Source organism: Rhodococcus sp. DN22, assembly GCF_036669995.1.
GTDB classification, from domain to species: domain Bacteria; phylum Actinomycetota; class Actinomycetes; order Mycobacteriales; family Mycobacteriaceae; genus Rhodococcus_F; species Rhodococcus_F erythropolis.
Window position 1 is genome coordinate 1 of record NZ_CP133327.1, and the last position, 21208, is coordinate 21208.

The 21208-nt window shown below is 61.1% G+C and carries 23 protein-coding genes; 13 read left to right on the plus strand and 10 right to left on the minus strand.

Annotated elements, in window-relative coordinates; genetic code table 11:
- Nucleotides 1-133 precede the first annotated feature (133 nt).
- A complete protein-coding gene (locus tag RA302_RS30040) occupies nt 134-424 on the plus strand; it encodes a hypothetical protein (RefSeq protein ID WP_157127675.1) in 291 nt (96 codons plus the stop codon).
- On the plus strand, nt 348-1478 hold the full coding sequence (locus tag RA302_RS30045) for a hypothetical protein (RefSeq protein ID WP_157127676.1): 1131 nt from the start codon (nt 348-350) through the stop codon (nt 1476-1478). The genes RA302_RS30040 and RA302_RS30045 overlap by 77 nt, the downstream gene beginning before the upstream one ends.
- Nucleotides 1479-1588: 110 nt before the next feature.
- Here the strand turns inward: RA302_RS30045 and RA302_RS30050 are convergent, their stop codons facing one another.
- Nucleotides 1589-3391: a sel1 repeat family protein gene (locus RA302_RS30050; RefSeq protein ID WP_075835888.1), complete on the minus strand. Its 1803-nt coding sequence runs from the start codon at nt 3389-3391 to the stop codon at nt 1589-1591.
- Nucleotides 3392-3810: 419 nt separating this feature from the next.
- Between RA302_RS30050 and RA302_RS30055 the strand changes: the two genes are divergently transcribed.
- From RA302_RS30055 to RA302_RS30070, 4 genes are all read left to right on the plus strand, one after another.
- The gene (locus RA302_RS30055) at nt 3811-5094 is read left to right on the plus strand and encodes a hypothetical protein (protein WP_157127677.1); all 1284 of its coding nucleotides are present in this window, start codon (nt 3811-3813) and stop codon (nt 5092-5094) included.
- Nucleotides 5095-5099: 5 nt separating this feature from the next.
- Nucleotides 5100-5369 (plus strand): hypothetical protein, encoded by a 270-nt coding sequence (locus tag RA302_RS30060; RefSeq protein ID WP_075835891.1) that lies wholly within the window; start codon nt 5100-5102, stop codon nt 5367-5369.
- 181 nt (nt 5370-5550) lie between these two features.
- A complete protein-coding gene (locus RA302_RS30065; protein WP_231915854.1) occupies nt 5551-6555 on the plus strand; it encodes a tyrosine-type recombinase/integrase in 1005 nt (334 codons plus the stop codon).
- 51 nt (nt 6556-6606) lie between these two features.
- Nucleotides 6607-8067: a hypothetical protein gene (locus RA302_RS30070; protein ID WP_156519334.1), complete on the plus strand. Its 1461-nt coding sequence runs from the start codon at nt 6607-6609 to the stop codon at nt 8065-8067.
- 320 nt (nt 8068-8387) lie between these two features.
- On the opposite strand, the gene RA302_RS30075 is transcribed toward RA302_RS30070, so the two are convergent.
- The 3 genes from RA302_RS30075 to RA302_RS30085 form a co-directional block, all read right to left on the minus strand.
- A complete protein-coding gene (locus tag RA302_RS30075; RefSeq protein WP_047269230.1) occupies nt 8388-8849 on the minus strand; it encodes a hypothetical protein in 462 nt (153 codons plus the stop codon).
- A gap of 126 nt (nt 8850-8975) precedes the next feature.
- Nucleotides 8976-9317, minus strand: coding sequence for a transcriptional regulator (locus RA302_RS30080; protein WP_231915853.1), 342 nt, complete (start codon nt 9315-9317; stop codon nt 8976-8978).
- On the minus strand, nt 9307-9909 hold the full coding sequence (locus RA302_RS30085) for a hypothetical protein (protein WP_075835893.1): 603 nt from the start codon (nt 9907-9909) through the stop codon (nt 9307-9309). The genes RA302_RS30080 and RA302_RS30085 overlap by 11 nt, the downstream gene beginning before the upstream one ends.
- Nucleotides 9910-10066: 157 nt before the next feature.
- Here RA302_RS30085 and RA302_RS30090 point away from each other — a divergent pair, with 157 nt between their 5' ends.
- Nucleotides 10067-10429 carry a hypothetical protein gene (locus RA302_RS30090; RefSeq protein ID WP_155419153.1) on the plus strand — a complete coding sequence of 121 codons (363 nt, stop codon included), beginning with the start codon at nt 10067-10069 and terminating at the stop codon, nt 10427-10429.
- 935 nt (nt 10430-11364) lie between these two features.
- On the opposite strand, the gene RA302_RS30095 is transcribed toward RA302_RS30090, so the two are convergent.
- The 4 genes from RA302_RS30095 to RA302_RS30110 form a co-directional block, all read right to left on the minus strand.
- Nucleotides 11365-11733, minus strand: a complete 369-nt coding sequence (locus RA302_RS30095) for a hypothetical protein (protein WP_064113452.1) — start codon at nt 11731-11733, stop codon at nt 11365-11367.
- 219 nt (nt 11734-11952) lie between these two features.
- Entirely contained in the window at nt 11953-12333 is a 381-nt protein-coding gene (locus RA302_RS30100; RefSeq protein WP_156519333.1) for a hypothetical protein, read from the minus strand.
- A gap of 322 nt (nt 12334-12655) precedes the next feature.
- Nucleotides 12656-13225 (minus strand): hypothetical protein, encoded by a 570-nt coding sequence (locus tag RA302_RS30105; RefSeq protein ID WP_047269223.1) that lies wholly within the window; start codon nt 13223-13225, stop codon nt 12656-12658.
- 173 nt (nt 13226-13398) lie between these two features.
- Entirely contained in the window at nt 13399-14328 is a 930-nt protein-coding gene (locus tag RA302_RS30110) for a ribonuclease H family protein (protein WP_064113450.1), read from the minus strand.
- A 219-nt stretch (nt 14329-14547) separates the two neighbouring features.
- Here RA302_RS30110 and RA302_RS30115 point away from each other — a divergent pair, with 219 nt between their 5' ends.
- From RA302_RS30115 to RA302_RS30140, 6 genes are all read left to right on the plus strand, one after another.
- A complete protein-coding gene (locus RA302_RS30115) occupies nt 14548-15159 on the plus strand; it encodes a hypothetical protein (protein ID WP_064113449.1) in 612 nt (203 codons plus the stop codon).
- Between the two features lie 69 nt (nt 15160-15228).
- Nucleotides 15229-16188: a DEAD/DEAH box helicase family protein gene (locus RA302_RS30120; protein ID WP_232354262.1), complete on the plus strand. Its 960-nt coding sequence runs from the start codon at nt 15229-15231 to the stop codon at nt 16186-16188.
- A 214-nt stretch (nt 16189-16402) separates the two neighbouring features.
- Entirely contained in the window at nt 16403-16879 is a 477-nt protein-coding gene (locus RA302_RS30125) for a hypothetical protein (RefSeq protein WP_338481213.1), read from the plus strand.
- 485 nt (nt 16880-17364) lie between these two features.
- Complete coding sequence (locus RA302_RS30130) at nt 17365-18270, plus strand: hypothetical protein (RefSeq protein WP_064113447.1); 906 nt, start codon at nt 17365-17367, stop codon at nt 18268-18270.
- A 19-nt stretch (nt 18271-18289) separates the two neighbouring features.
- The gene (locus RA302_RS30135) at nt 18290-19204 is read left to right on the plus strand and encodes a hypothetical protein (protein WP_075835895.1); all 915 of its coding nucleotides are present in this window, start codon (nt 18290-18292) and stop codon (nt 19202-19204) included.
- Nucleotides 19205-19236: 32 nt separating this feature from the next.
- Entirely contained in the window at nt 19237-19557 is a 321-nt protein-coding gene (locus RA302_RS30140) for a hypothetical protein (protein ID WP_064113445.1), read from the plus strand.
- Here the strand turns inward: RA302_RS30140 and RA302_RS30145 are convergent.
- Nucleotides 19536-20789, minus strand: a complete 1254-nt coding sequence (locus tag RA302_RS30145; RefSeq protein WP_064113444.1) for a nuclease-related domain-containing protein — start codon at nt 20787-20789, stop codon at nt 19536-19538. The genes RA302_RS30140 and RA302_RS30145 overlap by 22 nt on opposite strands.
- Nucleotides 20786-21190 carry a hypothetical protein gene (locus RA302_RS30150; protein WP_064113443.1) on the minus strand — a complete coding sequence of 135 codons (405 nt, stop codon included), beginning with the start codon at nt 21188-21190 and terminating at the stop codon, nt 20786-20788. Before RA302_RS30150 ends, RA302_RS30145 begins: the two co-directional genes overlap by 4 nt.
- Nucleotides 21191-21208 lie beyond the last annotated feature (18 nt).

The following is a 21208-nucleotide window of genomic DNA, read 5'->3' on the forward strand; positions in this document are numbered from 1 at the left end:
CCAACCCCGCCGAAGTTCTAAAAGCCTCACACACAGCACACAACCCCACGACGGCGCCGTGTGTGTGGCGATCTCATCGGAAGCGAAGTTGCAGCCCACCCCGCTGCGGCCCGCACAGAACCGAGGAGACCGGATGCACAAGGAACAGCGCCGACTCGTCGCCAAACTTCACGACGCCGGATACGTCACTCGCCGCACCAGCAGACAGCACCTTCTCGTGCTCCATGACGGGCAGATCATCACCTGCTTCGCCGGCACACCGAGCGACTTCCGCAGCTGGCGGAACTCGCTGGCTCCGCTGCGCGCCTCGGTTTCTGTGCATGACCTCTACGAAGGGAACACCGATCATGACGATCACCCGCACCACGTGTGCTGCTGCCTTGTTGGTGCTGACGGCGGTGACGACGTTGTCCGCCTGCAGTAGTGAATCCCCGTCCGCGTTGACGATCGCGATGACGGCGACCAGCAACGAACCTGCCCCCTCGACCGAGGCGATCATGGATCTGCTGACCGAACACGCGGCTGGATCTCTGAATCCTGAAGACGGCATCGTCACCCTGGTCACTCCGGAAACGACCACCACCGTCGATCTGACTCCGATGCGCGGCGAGGCCGTCGAGGCTACTGACGGCAAGGCGGAGAAGAAGATCGCCGCGAACATCGAGAACCTTCAGCAGACTGCGTCTTCAGTCAGCTCGAGCCACCCCGGGTTGGATGTGTTGGGTGTCCTCGATCGGGCACTCGAGGCCACCACCTCCGGAGGTCGGGTAGTCCTCATGAGCAGCGGATTCGCCACGGTCGACCCGATCGATCTCAACGCCGCCGGCAACTGGATCACCGCTCCTGATCAGTTCGTCGACGCGATCGATGATCGGAACCTGCCCGACGCGGCGGGCAAGAACATCACTTTCGTCGGCCTGGGCTACCCGGCTCCCGGTAGTGCTCAGACGGTCGCTGGTCCGGCGGTGAGGACTGCGTTGCAGACCATGATGACCGGTCTCTGCTGGCGGATGAATGCCACTGCTTGCGACGTGCTTCCGGGGCCGGTGAGTGATCTGCCGCCGGTGTCGACGACTCCGGTACCCGTCGTCGAGCTCAACCAGCTGAGCACACAGTGCGCCGGTCAGATCGACATCGACACCAGCATCGCGTTCGCCCCGGAAAGCGACATCCTGCTCGGCGGTGTCGATGGCGTGCTTGCACCGATCGCGCAGGAGTTGAACAACTGCCCCGGAACGACGGTTGTCGACGCGGTCGGCCACAGTGCCTCCGTCCCTCACGAGAGTTGGGGTGGTGGCCCTGACCTCGAGAAGCGCCGCGCGCAGGCCGTCCTCACCCGACTCCGTGACCTCGGCGCTCCCATCGCGGCGATCGGGACCGCCCGCCCCGGCGGGCAGATCATCGACAACATGCCCGGTGGCAACTTCCGCGAAGACCTCGCGGTGCGCAACCGCATCGTCACCCTCACCATCAACTAGTAGAACCAACTACTAAGGCGGTGGGAACGGTGGACGGTATTTGGCTCTTCCCCTCGGAAGATCTCAAACTTCTTGGGAAGATCTCAAACTTCTTGGTCGTTTCCCCGACCTTAGGCGTCAAGCACATTGGAGATCTCTTCAAGTAGAGCGAGAGCATCTTGAGCGATGTCAGTTGGTGATGTCGCGGCAACTTTCTCGAGCATGGCGCGTGCAGTGACGAGGTCGTTGTCTTCGTACGCTAGGACCGCGGCGGCTACCTCTGATTCAAAGTGGCCAAGTGCGCCCGCCATCTCGAACCATATTCTCGCGGTGCCGTGATCATTGTCGTCGCGCGCTTTCTTGCCGAGGTTGGCCATGGCCTCGGTCTGGCCGTGGGCAGCCGCGCATGCAAACCAACCCCACGCCCTGGGCATGTCGTTGTCGATATGGCACAAGACCGCGAGGTTGAACATGGCGTCCGCTTCGCCGTACGTGGCGGCCATTTCCCACCAGCTTCGAGCCGCGTCGACGTCTGCGCGGTCGTGAGCGTGCACCCCGAGGTTGAACATGGCGCCGCTGTGACGATGGTCCGATGCCACTTTGAACCAATGCTCCGCCGCGACGTAGCGCTCTGAGTTGTACTCCCACTGCCCGGCGTGGAACTCGGCATTCGAATCGAGTTCGAGGCCAGTCAGGAGATTGAGTGAACGGGTTGCAGCTCTCAGGTGTGGGGTGAGGGCGTCGAAGAGTTGATACTCCTCCTGATCATGGTCGGGGGTGCGGATGAGGATGGCGTGGGGAGATCCTTTGTAACCTTCGGCGGCCCAGCCGAAGGCGTCGTCGAATTGACCAGTGCGCCAGGGGAGATTGGGGCGAAAGCGCAGGTAGTGCAGCTTGCAGAGTTGTTCGAGTTGTTTAATTTCGGCGCCGGTGGGGTAAAGAATGGTCGCATCGATCGCCGCTTCGATGAGAGCAGCGCGGATACCGCCGGCGGCGAGTTCTTTGGTGGCTTCGGATTTGAAGTGATCTACGGAAGCGAGCGCTTCGGCCAGGCGTGTGAAATCGAGCCCTGCGACCGGAGACGTTACGTTGTCCAATAGTGCTGTGGCTGTTCCTAATTCGGAGGCGTCGAGGATTGTTTGGTAGTAGATTCGGTGTTCGTCGAGGAGTTCGATCAGTTCAGGTGTCGCACCGATCCGGGACAGATCGGCATCAGCGGTGACGGTGCGGTTGTTGATCTGATTGCGCCATGTGCCGAGGTCGTGTTCGTGGACGATGACGATCAACCGGCTCCTCGAGGCGAGTTCGGTCAACCGCTGCGCGTTGAGCCCGTCCATAGGGTTCACACCCAAAAACTGGGCGTCATCGAGAACGACAACGCCAGGGCCGGCGTTCTTTTCTTTCCTATGCAGATCAACCAGCGCTGGCAGGACCCCAGGGGCGGGGTTGATCCATTGCACCGTGGCATCCGGGACCGCACCGGCGAGTGTTTCGAGGACGCTGCGCGATTTCCCGGATTTCGGTGGGCCCACGACCACGGTGATACCTGTGGAGATCGCCGTGAGCCGTTCCGCAAGCTGAACGTCCGCGGTCCGCGCGACGTACGGAGGTATTCCGCCGCCGAACATCGACGACCCCAGATTCAGTGCTTTCGGGTCGAGTTCGGCTGCCGACACAGGTTCCGTGGCGGTGAGATCGCGGGTTTTGCGGGCGCGTTCCTCCGAATGTGCGCCTTCAGCTGCTTGTTTTGCCGTACTCGTCCGTGACGCGTCTTTCGCATTGTGGACTGCCCAGAACACCTTCGCGAACGTGTCCCACCGGCCGTCGGGATCCAATCCCAGTCTCTGGATACGCTCAGGCGGCTGCGGAACGGCGTCACTCACCACCGCGATGAGCGCTTGCTGTAGGGCATCCTTGTCCGGCGTCGTCGGCACCGGCGCAGGGTCCTCCGCGCGCCCTTTTCTCCATTGGGTATACGCGCTAGACGGCGTCTTATTGCCGACGTGCCACCCCTTGCCTAGCCCGTCCAAGAGGTCATGGTCGCGAAGGTATCGCTGCATCCACCGGTAAACAGCGGGCAAGTTTTGGTACGCCTCGATTGTCTCCTCGAGCCATACCGAATACGCGCGTTGCGCTGGTGTCCAGCTCAGCTCTGGCTCGTTCGTCAACATCGCCCCTTCGAGGTTCAGACCGGACGGGCGGTCAGACGATTCTCGGACCAGGCGCGTACGCGCCTATCTATTTACAGCACACACAGCACACAACCCCACGACAGCGCCGTGTGTGTGGCGATTTCGTTATCTCATCGCCCCGGAATCCTCCGGAGCATGTGAGAGTCGAAGGGGCAGTCACGATGACTGACATCGAGAACTTTGAGAACCAGTTCGCCCGGTGGGAGGACCCGGCCGGCAAGCCTGCACGCGGGGAGGTGACGATTCCGCGGGGGGAGAAGATCTCCTCGCTGTTCGGTCTCGGCCCTATGCCGGCGTCGAAGATCCCCGCAGTCCAGGCGCTGGTCACCGAAAGCCATCGCCTCGACACCCGTCCTGTGGTTGGGGAGCTGACGCTCGGTGAGCAGGCGGTGCGCGCGAAGGTCGTCGGCCGTGCGGAGAAGGGGTTGGCGAAGGACGTCGAACGCAAGGTGGTCCCGTTGATCGCCAAGCTCCGCAGCTTGTACGGCCAGATCAACATGCTCGACAAGCTGATCGGCGCTGCTGACATCATGTCGCTTCATGGTCCGAACGGGGAGTTGCTCACTCCGGGTGAGGCGCAGGACGCGCACGACACCATGCGTGATCAGGTCACGCGCAAGATCGGGGAGGGTTCCAAGGAGCACCTCATCGACCGCGATTACAGCAAGGCCCGGAATCGGCGGTTGATGATGCTCGATTTCCCGGTGTTCCTGTTGGCGATGATGGGCTTGCTCAACGTCAACCTGCGTCAGGTGTTCAATCTCGATGGACCCGCGTTGGTCGGGGCTGGCACCGCGATCGTGTTCGCGATCTTCGGTACCTGGCTGTTCGCGGAGATCATGGGCCGTAGCGGTGCCCGGCACCGTAGGTTCAAGGACGCGGACACCGCGCTCGGGGCTCCGGATTCGACCCGCAAACGGATGCGCGCCGAGCAGATCGCGCTTGCCGCGATCGTGATTTTCGCGTCGTCGGTAATGGGGATCCGTATCTTCACCGAAGGGATGGAAGCGGATACGCCGCTGGCGTTGGTGCTGACCTTGAGTGGATTGCTGGCGGTTCTCGTCGGTACGGCGGGCTACTTGAACTACATGTCCGAGTACGAGAACGGCTCTGATCAGACCGATCGCGTCAAGCATCTGGCCAGTCAGCTCGGGAATCGTGAAGCGACCATCCAGCAGCTCGGCAAGCAGCGCGCTCTTCTCGTGGAGGAGTCGGGGATCGTCCTTGCTACCTTGCACCGGACCCTCGCTGCTGCGTCCGAGGCCGCGGCGCAGAGGGTCACCGGCAGCAGCGCCGACAAGGCGATTCGCGCGTCCCGTTCCTACGCCGGCTCCCGCACCGCCGTGCCTGCGCCGGCCTTCGACAGTCCGACCATCCTCGAGATCGGACGTCAGGCCAACGAGTTGACCGAACACCACGCTCTGCTCAATCCGAAGGAGAACTGACCACCATGGATTTCAAGAAGATGAAGGCGGCCGGGAGCCGGATCGGCGCCACCGTGGGCGTCCTCGGGGCTCTCGGTGGACTCGGGGGCGACCCGGTTGCCCGCAACAGCAGCACCGGCTTGGGACAGCAGTACGCCAAGTACGCCAAGGACGTGAGGCTCCCGAGCAGCGAGAAGGAGATCGCGCGGATCTTGCGCACGGCCACTCGTGAGAAGGGGACGCGTCTCAAGGGTGGTTACAGTCTCAACGGCAAGGACATCAAGAAGTTGAAGTAGCCGCCTCGACACCCTGTTGGCCCGGAACCGATCTGGTTCCGGGCCAGTGGAGTTCGCGGATTGCTGAGTAGTCGGCACGCTGAAAGTGCTTCCCACCGTTTTGCTACATAACTACTATTATGTAGCAAAATGAGTGGGCCTGACCCCACTCCCCACGCTGTCGACGAGAGGCCCCCGAACTGTGAGCACCTCCCTCGACGTCGCGTTCGATACCTTCATGAACTGGCGCAAGGGCGGAACCATGTCTACCCACACCGCTGAGGCTTACCGCCACGATTTCGTCGGCATCGCTGACGCCCTCGCCGCCGACTTGACCGTTCCGATCGAGCACCTGACGACAGCCGTCCTCGACAAGGACCACATGCGCCGTGCGTTCGCCCGGTTCGCCGAAACCCGCGCTCCGGCGAGCGTGCGGCGTTGCTGGTCGACGTGGAATACGTTGTGCGGCTTCTGGTGCACCGAGGATCTCCTCGAAGCCAACCCGATGTCGACGGTTCGGCGGCCGGCGATGTCCAAGCGGCAACCGTCGTCGTTCGACGGCGAAGCTGTCGCGAAATTGTTGGCCGCAGTGGGTGATCCGGACGACACCCACGCTCGAGCCTGGCCGGAGCGTGACCTGGCGATCGTGCTCACCTCCCTTCTGACCGGCTGCAGGCTCTCCGAACTCGTCGGCCTCGACATCCGAGATCTGCGCGATGTGGACGGCGCCAACGGCGCGAAAGCGGTACGCGTGCGAGGAAAGGGAGACAAGGATCGCACCGTCACGATCGAAGCTGGCCTGGTCGACGTACTCGGTGAGTACCTCGCGTCGCGGGCGATCCGTTTTCCTCACACCGGTCGCGTACGTGCGCGATCTGATTCCACACCGTGGACCCGTTTCCGGGCGACCGATCCCCTGTTCGTCGGCCCGGACGGTGCTCGCGTGTCGAGATCGCTGGTGCAATACCGCACCAAACGGGCGTACTTCCGGGCCGGTATTGAGGACCAGAAGGTGCGCGGAGCTCTGGTGCACCAGTTGCGGCATACTTTCGCCACCGGTCTTGCGGACCAAGGTGTCTCGGTTTACGAGTTGCGGCAGATGCTCGGGCATTCGTCGATTCAAACGACGTCTCGCTACACCGCGGCAGCCGGGCAGGAGACACGCGTCGCCGCAGCGGCGAACCCCGTCTACAAGATGCTCGAGTAGAACTCGCCCACGTCGACCCACTCCGACGTCGAGCCGCCGTACGATTCACCGGTGACGCGATCCCCCGCCCTACCCGTGCACATCGGGTGTGCAGCTCCCTCCGAGCAACCAGCCACACCGGCCAGGAAGCATTCGGCGACCGGTGACGACACTGATCAGCAGACACCGATTAGTGCCGCCGCGATCGACTGGGATCAACTAGATGTTGAGCCGCGGTGGCTAGGACAAGAAGCTGCCGATTGCGTGGCCGCGATCGACCCACACATCTTTGACCGTAGTGGTGGCGCCGACGAATTTCGACGCTTCTCAGCCGGAGCAAACGAGCGAGATGAGCCAGCACTCGTCATCAGTATGCTCGGCACCGCCAGCCGCGCCGAACCAGTGAAATCGCTCTTCCAAGGCTCAGATAGCTCCTTCCTGCTCCCCGACGCCCGCGGCACGATCGGCGGCGGGCGGCTTCCGGCCGGTGCCTGGCCCATACTCGCTCCTGGCCTGAACGTCGCCGATAAGGATCTCGGACTGCGATTGCTCAACCGCCCCGCTACCGCACCGTGGTGGTCCCTGGAGTTGCTCGGCACCGCCTTCGAATCGCCAACGGGCGCTCAAACTCCGAGCCCGCCGCGCGGGAGCTTCGAACCCATCCTGATCGATGCCCTCGGCAATCCCGTGGTAGCAGCATGGGCGCCCGCTGACGGCAGCATGCGGTGGTACGTCATCCCTGATGCGGTCGACTGGACCCAGATCATCGATTGGTTGGTTCAGCAAGCGATCCCGCATTTCGCTCCGATGGCCGCCCGCCGGTACAGGATCGCAGGGTCAGTTGCACCCGAATGGCAGACCCCGAGAGAAATCGCAGCCCAGGATGCGTTGGCCGACATGGAGAAGCGGCACGAGGAGGAGTGCGCCCGGCTCCTGGCGGAGCTCGAGGAGGCGAGGGAGACTGCGACCAGCATGCGAGACGGCCTGCTGTACGGGAGTGGCACTGAGCTCGAGAAAGCCGTCGCGCGAGTGTTTGAGGACGCGCACCTCGAAATACTCAATCTGGATGAGACAGGCAAGGGTACGTGGTCGGCGGACCTGCTCGTCCATGATCAGGGACGGAGGTATCTCGTAGAGGTCAAGTCGGAGGGCGGTAGAGCAAAAGAAGCGCTCGTCGGCGATCTCAAGAAGCACCTCGCCACCTGGGCGAGCGAGCATCCGAGCGAGTCCGTCAACGGCGGGACACTGATTGTCAATCATGAACGAAAGACGGATCCGAGTGACCGCTCGCGCCAGGTCTACACCCGCCCCGAGTTCGTGAACTCTCTCGATGTACGGGTTGTGTCGACACTCGATTTGTTCGATTGGTGGAAGTTATCGAATTGGTCTGCGATTAGAGCCGCAGTTTTGGGCGAAACGCCGAAACTTCGAGTAGAAGGAACCTCTCGCCTAGACATGGAGGCGGATGCTGGTAGCCGAGAGTTCCCTCGACGCAACTGGTTTCGTACCCACTTTCGTAAAAACGAGGGCTGATGGACGCTGACTTCGAGCAGTTCCCCCCTGCGTGAGGTACCGGCCTCGTGAACCGAAAAGGGAGCCTTCCAGAACTGTTGATCACGCCGCTTACGCGCTCGCCGTGACGGGAGGAAAACGCTCAGGTCATCGATGCGGCGAGCTAATTGGAGAGCGAGACGGTTCGGCCGCTGCTATTGATGGCCCAGCGCCTGCGCCGGCGTTGATGCAGGTCCTCCTAGCCCAGTTTTGTTGTTGTATATGAGTTGTTCGTTGTGCTTCGTGAAATGCTTTGGCGCCAAAGCAGTTACTTCGATCTCAGCTGGCCACGGTTAGCAGGGTCAAACGCCGGTGCACGCGGTACCGAGCTGAACGCCGCCCTCCCACAGTGTGTTACAGACCGATGCCACGGGCGTCAGGTAGGAGCGGCCCATCCGGAACTCGCCGCTGTACTGGCGCCCGCCGCCGTACTGGTTCTGTTCGTCGATCACTTGACCTTGGAAGCCAAGCATCCGTACTTGCTGGCGGGGATTCTGGACTCCGCCGGCAGAAATGAAGTTCGCCCGGAAGGTGAAGGACTGCTGGCTGGACTTGCTTTCGATGTTTGCCGCGACATATCCAGTGCAATTTTGGATACAGGTCGTTCCGAACGGCTGGATGACAGGATCTTCGAGTGTTGACATCCCCGTGGCCGGGGCGCCAACACCAGGTGGTGGTGGCGTTTCCGCCGGCTGCGCGAGAGCCGGACCACCGATCAAACCGATTGCGGCAGTGAGCGAGACAACTGCAAGTGATCTGCGCATTGTTTGTTCCCTTCGAATGATGTTCTCTGGCGGGACATCACGACCATAACAACGAAACCATCGCGCGTGGTCGGTTTTCCGGGAATTGGTAAAGAAGTTCAAAAGTCTTGCGAAATGTGCAGGGACTTAGTACGTTTCATCACTATTTAGTGCTCTGACCTGGTCGATCTGGTCCGCGATCGACCGCAGAATGCGCGCTTCCTGGCCGAGTTTGAGCGTCCCGTAATCCGTCAGACGGATCCAAGATCGGGACCTTCGTCCGTTGTACGTCTTCCTCACGGCGATGATTCCTGCCTCCGCCAAGACGTCCAGATGCCGCCCGAGGTTTCCATCGGTGAGATCGAGTGACGTTCGGAGGAAAGAAAAGTCGACCTCCACGCCACCGCCCAGCAACATCAGGATCGACAGTCGAGTGCGCTGATGAACGACCTCGTCGAGACTCTCCCCTACTGTTCCTTTATCGGACAATTGAAGTGAGCCTTTGGTTCTCATCCAGCATTGACCAGACTGCCGTCGCGATCACAACCACCGCAAATGCGGTCGTAATGTAGGCCGAGACCTGCATTGACCGTGTCGTCTCGACAATTCCGAAAATCTGCCGCACGGCAGCCGCGGAGGTGACCAGCCCAAGCATGAATCCGAACGCCGACATTCCCCAAACGAGCTGACTTCTCTCGCGCCAGCCAAGCCAGAAAAAGCCCACACTAAGCAACGTCAGGGCACCGAAATTCGATGACGCGACAAGCAGTCCGGCGACCGTAGCGGCTAGCGATAACAGGAACAGCGCGCCATACCCGATCCGGTATCCGCGTACGCCGAGCCGCGAGGATCGCATCGCTGTCGCAGCCCAGAGGCCTCCAAAAGTCAGCGGCACCACGAGTGCGATGAAACCGTTCTGACTCGCACTCTCACCGAACATCCACACAAGACCTATGAGCAACGAACCCGACCCGTAGCCAAAGAGATTCGTCGAGTTCACTCGACGCCTGAGTTGAACTGATATCGCGAGGGCTGCGAGTTGATCAGTACCTGCCGATTTCGAATCCTCAGCCTTTGTCATTTCTTTACTCTGCGCCGCAGAGTGTCCTCTGTCAACTACCTGACACTTAGCGGACACGTACGAGATCTAGAGCGCCCCAGGGGTGAGATCGACTGGCATTGACGACATAGGCGGTCGAGCCCCAAGCTCAGTCATGCTTCAATCCAAGTATCTCCGAGTGAGCGCAGTGGCAGCTGTATCCGCGGCAGCGCTTTTCCTGCTGGTGGAGGGCATTGTTGGTGGCGACTGGATCCAGATCTTGTGGAGCACTTTGGTCGTCGTTGGTTGGATCGCCTGGTGGCGCGACGAGAGCAACCCCACATCGGTACGAAATGGCCTTGGGTCACGACCCTGGAAGCTTGGCCGAGTTTGTGCGGGTGCTGCATTAGGCGTCGTCGGGATTGTGCTGCTGATTACTCAAGATGCGCTTTTCATCCGTATCTCCGGCGGTCTCCTCATCGCGTCGTCTGCCTGCTTTGGAGTTGCTCTGTACTACAGATGGCAATCGGGGGAACGAACTCTTGGCCCGCACATCGACTAGCTACCTTTTACTTGAGACCTTGTGGATAGTTGTGCGCTACATCAGGTCATCTCTCATTCGATCGTTACTGGCCGGGGCAGGGCGCCGCTTGCTGTAGGGCGGCCTTGTCATGCGTCCAGTGAACGAGGCTTTGTAAGGGTGCAAGGCCTCACCTGGCCATTCGCTGATATTGAATACGCGGTCGTGTAGATGTGATCGTGACACCACCGCTCCCTCGGACTTGACCACCTGACTGACGCGACCAGGAGACAACGCGGCCGCCTCAGCGATAAGAGCCTGGCTAAGTCCGGAACTGCGAGCGATCTTCATCGCGTCCACAAGTAGCGCTTCGACCTCAACGGATAGTCCACGGAGCGCGTGTAGGAGGCGGGCAAGTTCCTCGACATCCTCAAGGGCCTTCTGTCGATCATCGTCATTCACGAGCATAAGTTTAACGGGCTAATGTTAAGGTTGTCGGTGTGGAAAACGCTGTTGACGGTCTACTTTCAGCGTCTGATTGCCGAACGCGCTGGGTATCCACGCCGAGACCATTAAGGGTTTCGACGTGCGGGATGCCCGGCGAGACTGGCGAGAGGGATCATGATGGACTATCCACCGATCTGGTGGCTCATGCCCGCCTGGCTCATTCCGGACTACATCAGGCAAGGAATTCTCGATAACGCTCCATGCTGGCTTGGTGGGTACTGCCGATAGATGCCGGAGGGGACGTTGAGATGTTGGATCTGGAGTTGTTTGTCGGCCCATCGTTTGCTGCCATGATTCGTGCGGCAGTGGCATGGCTCCAGTTCGTCGGAGATCTCTGACTGATTTGTGCGACTAACGCCTCAAGCGATCGGGAACCCACACGAAGTCGTGCGGTCATGCGTAGAGAGCGAGGCCCGGTAAGGCTGCAGTGCTTCGCCCGGCCATTCACCGACCCCGCCGACGAATCTGCGCTACCAGAGAGTTGTCTGGGTGGGTGTGAGACCTGCGTTTCCGTGTGGTGCTCGTCGCTGCGTCTTCCGGCCGGACGCGCGCGCGATGTCGGCCTCTGGGATTCCGGCTTGTCGGGCCATTTCGATGTCGTGGGTGGGATCGACGCGTGCTGCGGTGGCGATTGCGATTTTGACCAGAAGGTGTCGTCGGAGTCGCTCGCGTCCATCTGCGGACTCTCGTGCACTCCACTGGTTTTTCCATTCGGCGCTGCCGGCCGCCGGCGCGGATTCGACTCGATTGGCGAGGCGTTCGAGCAGCACGTCGAGCGACTCCAGCAGAGCGTCACATGCCTCTGCTACAGCCTCATCTCTGATGCCGTCAACCCGCATGTTCGCAGCGTATCGAATCGACGACGCGGTCGCTGGGAGGCGAACTGCGTGCCGCTACCGCGTTTCGAGGGGCCCGGCATTCAACTATCTGGTTACCCAGCGCGATTCGAATGTCGCTCTCGTCGACGGGGCCTGGCTACACGTCGCGCTGAGGAAGGGAGTTCCTCGCAACGTAGACGGAGATCGATGTACCCAGGGCCCACGGGTGCCCTCCGCGGCTCACTGCGTAGTTTCCTTCAAGACGCCCTGCGCGTTGGCTGACAGGTTGTGCGTGTCCAAGAGTTCGTCCGCGTGGGCCTTCTGATCGTTGTACTTCGCGGCAGTACTGATCTCGAGCAGCATTGTGCGTATCGGAATGTCCTCGACGAGGTACAGCTCCTCGAACACGGACTGGATATGCCAGTACGCGTTTCCCTCGAGGTCGTCGCTGTCGAGGTAGCGCAGGCATTCGTAGACACCTTCGGTGCCGTAGCGCTTGATCAACGCCTCCGCTGCGATTTCCCTCGGGGCGAGATTGGTCGGGAAGCGCAGTCCCTCGGTGAGAATCGCGGTTTGTGCGTTGGTGGCTTCGATGTCCGCCAACGCATTTACGCTCGCCATACCTGCTAACCACGGCACACTGACACGTGCCATGGGGATTCTGGCTGTCACGTTCATACTGATCGCCGGAATCTGTGTGGTAACGACGCCGGTAATCAGCACATGGTTTGGTGACAAGAATTGACTGGATTCCAGGCACCGTGAAACGAGAAACCAGTCGGATGCGTTGGCTGCAAGATCCTTTCAGCTGTGCGCTGCCGGATTTTCGCCTGGCTCGTTCCGCGACATCGAGGGAAATGGATTGGTAACAGCCGTCGGTATTGCGGAGATCGGCGTCGATAGGCGATCCAAAGTGGCGTTCAGCATCGTCACGATTCCGCTGTTATATGCCCAACCTGTCGGTGTTGGATTCCCCGGTGTCTGCCCAAACATTACGGGAGCGTGCATGAGTCGTATCCCACAGTGAGGCAGCGGGAGTGCCGCCGACGCTTCCTCCGGCTACGGGTATGGCTGGAACCGGGCTCAGCCCGAGCCCCAACCAGTAGTCGCGGGTAGCGGTGTTGGCCTGATCCCACTGCGCACTGTCTACAGTGCCGCCGACCCAGCCTCCGGCAATCGCGCCGATCGAGAACGGTGTCTGAGAGGTTTCAAGGAGGGTCGTGGGTAGCCCATCGAGTGCCCAGAAGGCCTCGGTGGTGGTATGTCGGGCAGGTAGAGGGATTTCGGAGGATGGGCACCGGTCTTGATCGCCGCCGATCCCGACCCAGATCAGCCGAGGTGCTTTTCTGCGACGCCACCGGCGTTCGGTGGGGTCGTTGAAACCGCGGATCCAATGTCGGCCTGTGGCATCGGTAATCGGCGTTCCCTGCGGGGCGGTGCGTAACTGGGCGGCACAGTCATAGACGCGCCCGCGGTTGAGTGCTGTGTTGAATTCACTTTCATCGCTGGTCATCGAACCCCCTGTGAGTAGTCATGTTCAATCTAGACCTGCGGCACAACGGCTCTCGCCTATGTCCGACTGGTAGTCGAATTCTATGGGCTAAGGTCTTCTTGCTGGCGCCAGGCAATGGAACTTCCTGAAATGCGAGCGTGTCTACTGTCATGAATCTATAACCGACATACCTTTCACGCTGCGATGTCATGGCGAATGTTGTCGAGAACCTGGGTCAAGGCGGAACTTCCGATGCTGTAGGAGTTGAATCTGCGCACGCATTTGGCGGCGCGGTCCGCAGCCTCGTTGAGCCGATCGCCATCGTGACCCTTGACCCACTTGAACGAGACTTGTCTGCCGGCGGAGGCATTGTGGATTCGTCGTACGACCGATGAGATGTAGCGATCTGTGTGCAGTTCGCCGCACCGATTGCGAGCGTCGAGTTCAGTTGGCGTCAGCCCAATTAGGCCGATCGCATCTCGACTGTCGGTTCGAATCACCAGGTGCTTCTGGGCAAAGGTTTTCAGAGCCAGCTCGATCGCGAGAAGCTCGGCGACGATTGGAGTGTTGGGTGCGTCGGGCTTGTAGGTTGCGTGCAGTTCGGTATCGGTTGCCACACCCATTCCGCAGCCCAATCTGGTCGCCGAGACCGAGCCATCGGTGTAAACGACCAGCGGCCGTCGCATTTCCAGATTTCGTGCCGTACGAGCGTCGAGTTGGCCGGCGGCGTCATAGAGCAGGCGGAGGCGGGAGCCGAGCTGGTCGTAGAGGTTGGTTGCGAAGACCGCCTGTGAGAATGAGGCTGCGCTCTCGATCAGCATGTCGCGGACGTGCCGGTCACTGATGTACACAAGCAGTTCTCGATTCGCGGCGTTCGCGCGTTCGTAGAGGTCAGCGAAGATGTCGAGGACGCTGGCCCGCCAGCTGTCGGAAGCGTTGCTGGATGAGATCGCTTTCTGGGTGAGCGTGTCGCCTGCGTCGGCAAGTATTCCGGTGATGATCTTGTGGTCGACACCGAGTGAGTAGTGCGGGTTCACGACTCGGATTACAGCGGTCAGTGGATTGTTCAGCTGCGGTACGGCACCGCCGGCACGCAATTGCAGGGGCGTAGGGGCATTCATCATCGTTCCAATCTGTGATCTCGTGTTGGTGATGCAATGACGGTACGAAGGGCCCTTCCGCCGTGCGGCACCGCGAATGAAGGCCCGACACCGTGCGGCACGCCGCTGACGGGTGGCAGTTGCGAGCGCAGTGTTTCACCGAACACCGGAACCGGCCTTCCTACAGTGGCAATCACACCAGTGATCACCGCGCTCACGCGGACAACGTAGGGAGCTTCAACAATGGCTGCATCGGTCGCGCGCTACACCGACGACAGCCGCCGACTGTTCATGTCGACGGTGGCGAAAAAGGTCGAGAACGAGGTTTCAGAAGGTGCCTGCGCCGGGCCATGGCTGCTGTCTCTGAACATCAAAGACGCAGTACAGGTCGCACCTGGCCCCAACAACACCGAGAGGCACCTCTGCGGGCTGATCGACCCCAACGATGCACGTGCGGTTGTAGCCGCCGACCCGGACAACCTTCGCTCTCTCGCTAGGGCGATGCGCGAAGCTGCCGACAACGCTGATACTCCAGGACCGATAGTCGATTCGCTATTCGACGTCGCAAAACGGTGGGATACCGCGATGGTACTGCGCTGCTCAGGCGTGCTGCTGGAGTTGCGGGATCCACCCATGAGCACGCAATCGACGGCACCGCGTAGCGATCAGTCGCAGCACACGGAGACTCCGAAGAATCCTGTTCCGCAGCAGAATTCGAGGCCGGCACCTGCGCCGAACATTGCACCCGCACCTGCAATTCCCCCGAAACCTGCTCCTGCAGAAGCGATGACTCCTACGGCTCCCCCTGCAGCGTCATCGACGAAAGCCGTGGCCACCGAAGACCCCTGGGGCTGATCGAACGTGCCACCACGAACACGGGCACGTAGTAAACCTCGAAAGGCCCCGCCTGCGAAACGTATGGAAGTGCCCTCCGTCGCGCGTGGACAGAGGGTCTGGGTTCTCGACGGTGTTCCCTACCGAGCGACACCTCCCGGCGCTCACTACTACCCGGGAATTCGCGCGCATGCCTATGTCGGGGAGACCCTGCCGGAAACATTGCAGGTCTACGCATCCAAGCCGTACAGCTACGCGCGGTGGATCGAGGACGAAATGAACGGTGTGCGAGGGCCGGGCGCGCGGGCCGCCCCGAAGACCCCTACGGCAATGCAGATTTCCGGCGCCAAAGCGATCGCCACCGCGTACAAGAGTGGCTACCGAGGCATACTGCTCGGCGACGATATGGGGTGCGGAAAGACTGGTACGGCAGTGCTTGCCGCCAAGGCGATTTGCCATCTCGGCGGCGGCGACACGATCTTGATCACGGTGGACCGACCGGCGCAGATCACAATCGGTGCCTGGCGTGATGCGATCGCTTCATTCGGTGGAGATGGCGGCTTTCGCTGGTTGATCATGTCGCCTGACCAGCTGAAGAAACTCCTTGGAAAGAATGGACAGCCGAAGCATGTATTCGCCGTCGTGATCAACGACGAGGCACAGCAATTCCGACACATCACAACTCAACGCACGCAGTACATGCGGCGGATCAACAAACTCTCTTCACCACCACAACAGGCCCCATTTGTACTGTCGGTGACAGCCACACCCGGACACCACCCGGGCGAATACACCTATCTGTCGTCGCTGCTCGCTCAGATCCACGGGGAGCGCCCACAGCAGTGGGCCGACCTCGGCGCCAGGCTCGCCGAAATGGGTGTGCCGCTCGAACCGGGTTGGGAGAAAGGTAAGTGGCAGTGGACCGCTGACGCGAAGGAATCCACGACGACACAGAATCAGGCGGTGACGAGGGTCCGCCGCTGGATGGAGAACACGAACCCACCAGTGCTGCTGCACCGCGATGCACCTTGGGGGGCCCGCTCCCCTTGACGGGCTCCCTGTGGAATTCACACCTGCGCAATGGGCGTCATACCACCAGGATTGGGGAGAGTTTCGTGCCGAGATGCGACTTGCTCGTACCGGTCAGGACACGGCCCGCGGTCGCGCCGCGTTGATGCGGTTTCGGCAGAAGGCGAGCCTGCTACGGGCACCCCAGACTGCGGAGTTGGTGGCTGCGACAGTGGAACGCGGATATCAGGTGCTCGTGGCTGTCGAACTCACCACTACTGCTGCTGCTCCTGTTGCCGATCTCCTCGAGGAACAAGGGCTGGGTGTTTCTCGCATCTTTGGTGGTGGAGATCTCGAGACTGAGCGGATGTCGTTCCAGGTGGGTCGCAACCCTGTCGTGGTTTTCAACACCACTTCGGCAATTAATCTGCAAGCCCGGGAAATGTTTGCGGATGGGACGCGAGCGAGCGCGACTCCGAGGATTGGGTTCTTTCATCAGCCGCGGTATTCCGGGATCGCAGCGCGCCAGACAATCGGTCGAGCACACCGTGACGGGCAAGTTTGCCCGTGGTCTGTCATCTATTCAGCCGACACCGTCGAAGAGGATGCGGCCCGTACGATGATCAACAGATTGGTAGTGACATCGACGAGTGTGAATGGCGATACCAGCGCACTGGGGGCCATTTCGAAGCTGTTCGGAGCGGACTGGCTACCTGACAGTTTTTTCGAATAGCGAACAAATTGCCATCATGTGGTCGGTTTTTTCCAGGTACGTTGTCGATTGACGACTTACATGCTTATCATGAAGCTGCCTCCCTTTTGGGGAGGCCGAAAATCGCGAGTGCGGTACCGGGACGTTTATTCGGGCGTCTTTCAACGGTTGCCCTCGCGTCGCGTCCCCTGATGGATGTGGAGCATCTCCGATAGGCGTGATGGCCCGCAATAGCGGGCCATTCGCATATCTGCACCATGCCGCGAACCTCGGAGCACCGGAACCGGCCAGGCAACAATGATGCGGATACCTCGTCGGAAGGACTACGCGTCATGTGTAAGGCCAAGCCGGGCCGCCGCTGCCCCAAGTGCCGCGGCGCAGCCGTGACAGCGCAACGTAGCGCGCTTGCCCGTGCCCAAGCCAGATATGCGGCGGCTACGAACAAATCCGCTGCGGACCAGGACGCTCTGGGATCAGAGGTCCGGTCCTCCGCGCGGGAGCTAATCATGAGGCAAACCGAGCTCGATTCGACGGACGAGGTCCGAGCTCAGTTGGAATCGGAGATCAACAGACGTGTCGAAGCAGATCCGAAAGATCCAGAACTGGCAAAGCTGTCGAAGAGGCTCATCGAAGGCAGGCTGATGGACGAGTACCGGCGAGAACAAGTCGCAGCCATGCCGGCCCGGCCAACTCACCCCGCGGCAGTCGAGGCGTACCGAGAACTCGGAGACGCTCGATACGACATGGCCAGGGCGAAGGTGAGAATGGACATCAACGGCGACAACCCTGCTGAATGGAACCACTGGTCCCGTGAGCACTTCAAGTGCGCTGAGGCTGCCAATACTGCCGCCGCACGCATGCACGTGATCGAAGCAGCCCAAGATGGTAGGGCGTGGCAGGCACTGTCGAACGGGGACCGCATTGCGGTGCGTCAGGAACTTGCAGAGGGCAGATCCTTCACTACGCCAGCTGCGCCTCGGCCTATCGACGAGATCCTTCACGACTACGCAGACCGGTCCGAAGGATACGAGCCGCTCCCTGATCCGCTCGACTACGCCGCTCACGCACCGTTCGCCGGCTTTATTGGGCCCGTCCGGAAGCCACCCGTCACGCAAACTGCGACCAAGGGACCAGCGACTGAGGAAACTGCGACCAAGCGAACAGCGAAGGAAACTGCGCCCAAGCGGACAGCGAACAAGCGGACAGCGACCGAGCAGAAACGCCGCAGAAGCGAACGTAGCCGTGACGCTCGACGCATGCTCGCATCGATCCGATCGACGTCCGGCAAAATCAACCCGGATAGATTGGCAACCAAAGCCGGGGTAAACCCGTCCGGAGGATCTGGCCAACACGCGGACTCTCTCGACTGCACCGGGATGCTTTTGCTGTTAGAACTGCTACCGACCAAGTGAAGGAGCTCCACCCGTGGCCATGTCCAGAACCTCCCTGACCGTCGCACTCCTCGGTGTGACGGCCGTGGTCCTGTCCGCCTGCGGTGGAAGCACCGAAGAAACCCCCGGTGGTAGTGGAACCTCGTCGGCCGGAGGTGCGAGTCAGTCGAATGCCGGCACACCGAGCCTTCCTGCACCGCTTGCAGACTTTGCAGCTCTCGCGACGACAGCAAGCAAAGACGCCTGCAGCAGCGACATCACCGACCCGGTTACCGAGATCATCAGATATCAGTACGAGAAGGCAGGCAACGACGTCAGTTCACTGAAGGTCGAGACCAGCAAGGGGATTGGCCCCGGGAACTTGAACAGCTGCACGTTCAGTCTCTCCGGAAGCTCGACGTGGAATGTGCCCACGGTATCGGTCGCAGTACTTCCTGCGGCTGAGAACCCGCTGTCCACCACTGTTGACGACCTCGGGCGGCTTGCACCGATCGAGCCAGCGCCGGCCGGCCTTGACATTCAAAGGCCTTGTAACGACAGCGATGTACTGAACCCGGCCGCACCCTGCAGTCCTACCCGCATCGCCTATGACCAGGCCGGACTGATCACGGAAGAGGTCATTGCGGCGACTGGCAAGACGTTCCTCGACCCGTCGACGACCGTCGGTAAAGCACCCGACTCCGGATATCGCAAAGTCAACGCCACGACCGGCAGCACGAAAGACCAAATCAACGCGACGAGAGTGGTCGGAGACGACTGGCTGTTGTACGCCCGGATCGCCCCGAGTCAGTTGAACAATCAGGCCCCGGCACTCGACGCGTACTTTGTCAGCACGGACATCACCGGCGGCGGCGACCCCGACAGCAGTAGCGGCCCCGCCGCAGATCTCACAATGGCGATCAGTGACTACTTCCGCGCCGGAACTTCGACGTTGCCGAAGGGCAGCGTCAGCTAGCCCACCCCGGGGCGTAACGGAAAGGAACTGCCATGCAGGTAGTACTCGGGTTCATTGCATTGGCGATGACCGTATGGCTGATCCGCCGCGTCTGGAACTCAGGAGCTGCACGATCCCTGATGTACCTCGCCGGAGCGCTCGCACCGCTGGCTCTTACTTATTTCGGCTGGAGCGACCAGCACGGGGGCATGTGGGTGGCATGGCCGTTCTACGCGGTCGGCGTCGCCGTTCTCGCACGCCAGTTGGAACTGCTGTCCAGACGGCTACCTGCGCACCGCCCCAAACCCGAAATCGCGACATGGGCGACATCGAATGCTGGATCAGCCGCGGCTTACTTGGGCGGCAGCAGATAGTCGACAACCACCGCCAAGTCCGCGATGAACTCTGCCGGCCTACCCAGCGTCGGCAACGACCGCAGGTAACTTGCGATATGAGGGCCCGCAACGATCTGCACTTGCGTTTGGAATCCGCCGTCAGTGGCGACGTCCATCGGCCCGCTGGCAGAGTTCATCGTCGCGCCATGAACGGCGAGCACAGTCGGAGTAACCAATCGATCTGGCGGCATCGCCAGTAGATCGTCGATGCACGCAGCTTCGAACACCGACGATTCGGCGATGAACGTCGCGTCCCGCCCGTTCAGAGTCCAGCTGTGCTCACCTGTTGCTGCGCCGAACAGTTCGTCGATCTGCCGGCGCTCCGGAGTGTGGCCGACATCGCCGCTGTAGGTCAGGACACCATTGCGGTGCTTCGAATCCACTACGAGAACCCCTGGGGGGCCAATTACCACGTGATCTACGTCAGCGTTGGTTCCTGGGAGCGAGCGCGAATGTAGGACGGTCCATTCCGGGCCGAGACGGGCGAGTTCGGCGGCCGTCTGTTGCTCTGCGCTGATCCCGGCCTGCAAGTTGTGCGCATCCATAGAGGGTGGCTCGACGAACCCGATCAGATTCCGCGCCAAGTTGCTTCCAGGATTCATCGGGATCCCAGATCGCTTCGATGCCCGCCGCGCAGCTATCACCGTCCCCACGTCGATGCTGAGAGCGGCGGCAGCACCAGTACCAACCAAAGCCAAACTGATCGCGGCGGCATGTCCGAGTCCGCCAGCCAGGGCAACGCACACCGGAACACACCACTGTGCGGCGACGACAGAGGGCGTGCGAGGAAACCGCAACCTACGTGACGTGCCGACGATCCACGTTGCCACCGCGATAGCACCGACCGCGACGAGCTGTCCGACACCGATCCCGAAATGAACCCCCACTGCCACGGTGGTGCCTGCCGCTGCGACCATCGACGCCACCATGACGGCGGCTCCGTACAAAGACACCGCGTAGTTCAACCCGGCGGCGCCGAGGACCGCGACGGTCAGAATCCACGCTCCGACCTCAGCGTCGGCGACGAAACCTGTGATCACGGCAGCGGCACCGCACAGACCCAACACAATCGCCGAGACGCGAATTGCGCTGCGGTTACGGCGGTATCGTTGTTGTTCCCGCTCGATTCCGCGCAGGCTTCGTGCAGCGGACTCGACAGGATCGCTTTTCGTCGACCCAGTGCGGTCAAGCGCGCGTCTGCTGATACTCATGCGGACCACGCTAAACCGTCGAGTTCCGTATCTCCCCACGGTTCCATCGTCTTCCAAGCGTGAGGCGCAGCAGTCGCCACGATCAGTGGCTCCGACTCGAGCATCGACCAGCCCATGGAGTCGCATGAAAACCATTGTCCGTCGATCTTGACGACGTCCCCTACTGACAGCGACCGCAGGCCGTGGATCTTCCGGTACGCCACGGCGGCTTTGGAAGTCTCTCCGACGTTGAATTCGTCGAACAACAAGCCGAGAGCTTGGATAGCCGTTATGCCCGTGGGGATCTCGGCATTGAACACGACAACCATCGGCTGCCCCGGCTGGTAGCCGAAGAACCCGAGGTGGCGACCTTCCTGGTCGACCGCAGCGTTGTGCAGGATGGACGCGATTCGAGTGCTCATGGTGGATCCTTCCGATCA

Coding starts and splice junctions, on each gene's coding strand:
- RA302_RS30040 (WP_157127675.1), top strand. CDS start 134: ATGCACAAGGAACAGCGCCGACTCGTCGCCAAACTTCACGACGCCGGA.
- RA302_RS30045 (WP_157127676.1), top strand. CDS start 348: ATGACGATCACCCGCACCACGTGTGCTGCTGCCTTGTTGGTGCTGACG.
- RA302_RS30055 (WP_157127677.1), top strand. CDS start 3,811: ATGACTGACATCGAGAACTTTGAGAACCAGTTCGCCCGGTGGGAGGAC.
- RA302_RS30060 (WP_075835891.1), top strand. CDS start 5,100: ATGGATTTCAAGAAGATGAAGGCGGCCGGGAGCCGGATCGGCGCCACC.
- RA302_RS30075 (WP_047269230.1), bottom strand. CDS start 8,849: ATGCGCAGATCACTTGCAGTTGTCTCGCTCACTGCCGCAATCGGTTTG.
- RA302_RS30085 (WP_075835893.1), bottom strand. CDS start 9,909: ATGACAAAGGCTGAGGATTCGAAATCGGCAGGTACTGATCAACTCGCA.
- RA302_RS30095 (WP_064113452.1), bottom strand. CDS start 11,733: ATGCGGGTTGACGGCATCAGAGATGAGGCTGTAGCAGAGGCATGTGAC.
- RA302_RS30100 (WP_156519333.1), bottom strand. CDS start 12,333: ATGGCGAGCGTAAATGCGTTGGCGGACATCGAAGCCACCAACGCACAA.
- RA302_RS30105 (WP_047269223.1), bottom strand. CDS start 13,225: ATGACCAGCGATGAAAGTGAATTCAACACAGCACTCAACCGCGGGCGC.
- RA302_RS30110 (WP_064113450.1), bottom strand. CDS start 14,328: ATGATGAATGCCCCTACGCCCCTGCAATTGCGTGCCGGCGGTGCCGTA.
- RA302_RS30115 (WP_064113449.1), top strand. CDS start 14,548: ATGGCTGCATCGGTCGCGCGCTACACCGACGACAGCCGCCGACTGTTC.
- RA302_RS30130 (WP_064113447.1), top strand. CDS start 17,365: ATGAGGCAAACCGAGCTCGATTCGACGGACGAGGTCCGAGCTCAGTTG.
- RA302_RS30135 (WP_075835895.1), top strand. CDS start 18,290: ATGTCCAGAACCTCCCTGACCGTCGCACTCCTCGGTGTGACGGCCGTG.
- RA302_RS30140 (WP_064113445.1), top strand. CDS start 19,237: ATGCAGGTAGTACTCGGGTTCATTGCATTGGCGATGACCGTATGGCTG.
- RA302_RS30145 (WP_064113444.1), bottom strand. CDS start 20,789: ATGAGTATCAGCAGACGCGCGCTTGACCGCACTGGGTCGACGAAAAGC.
- RA302_RS30150 (WP_064113443.1), bottom strand. CDS start 21,190: ATGAGCACTCGAATCGCGTCCATCCTGCACAACGCTGCGGTCGACCAG.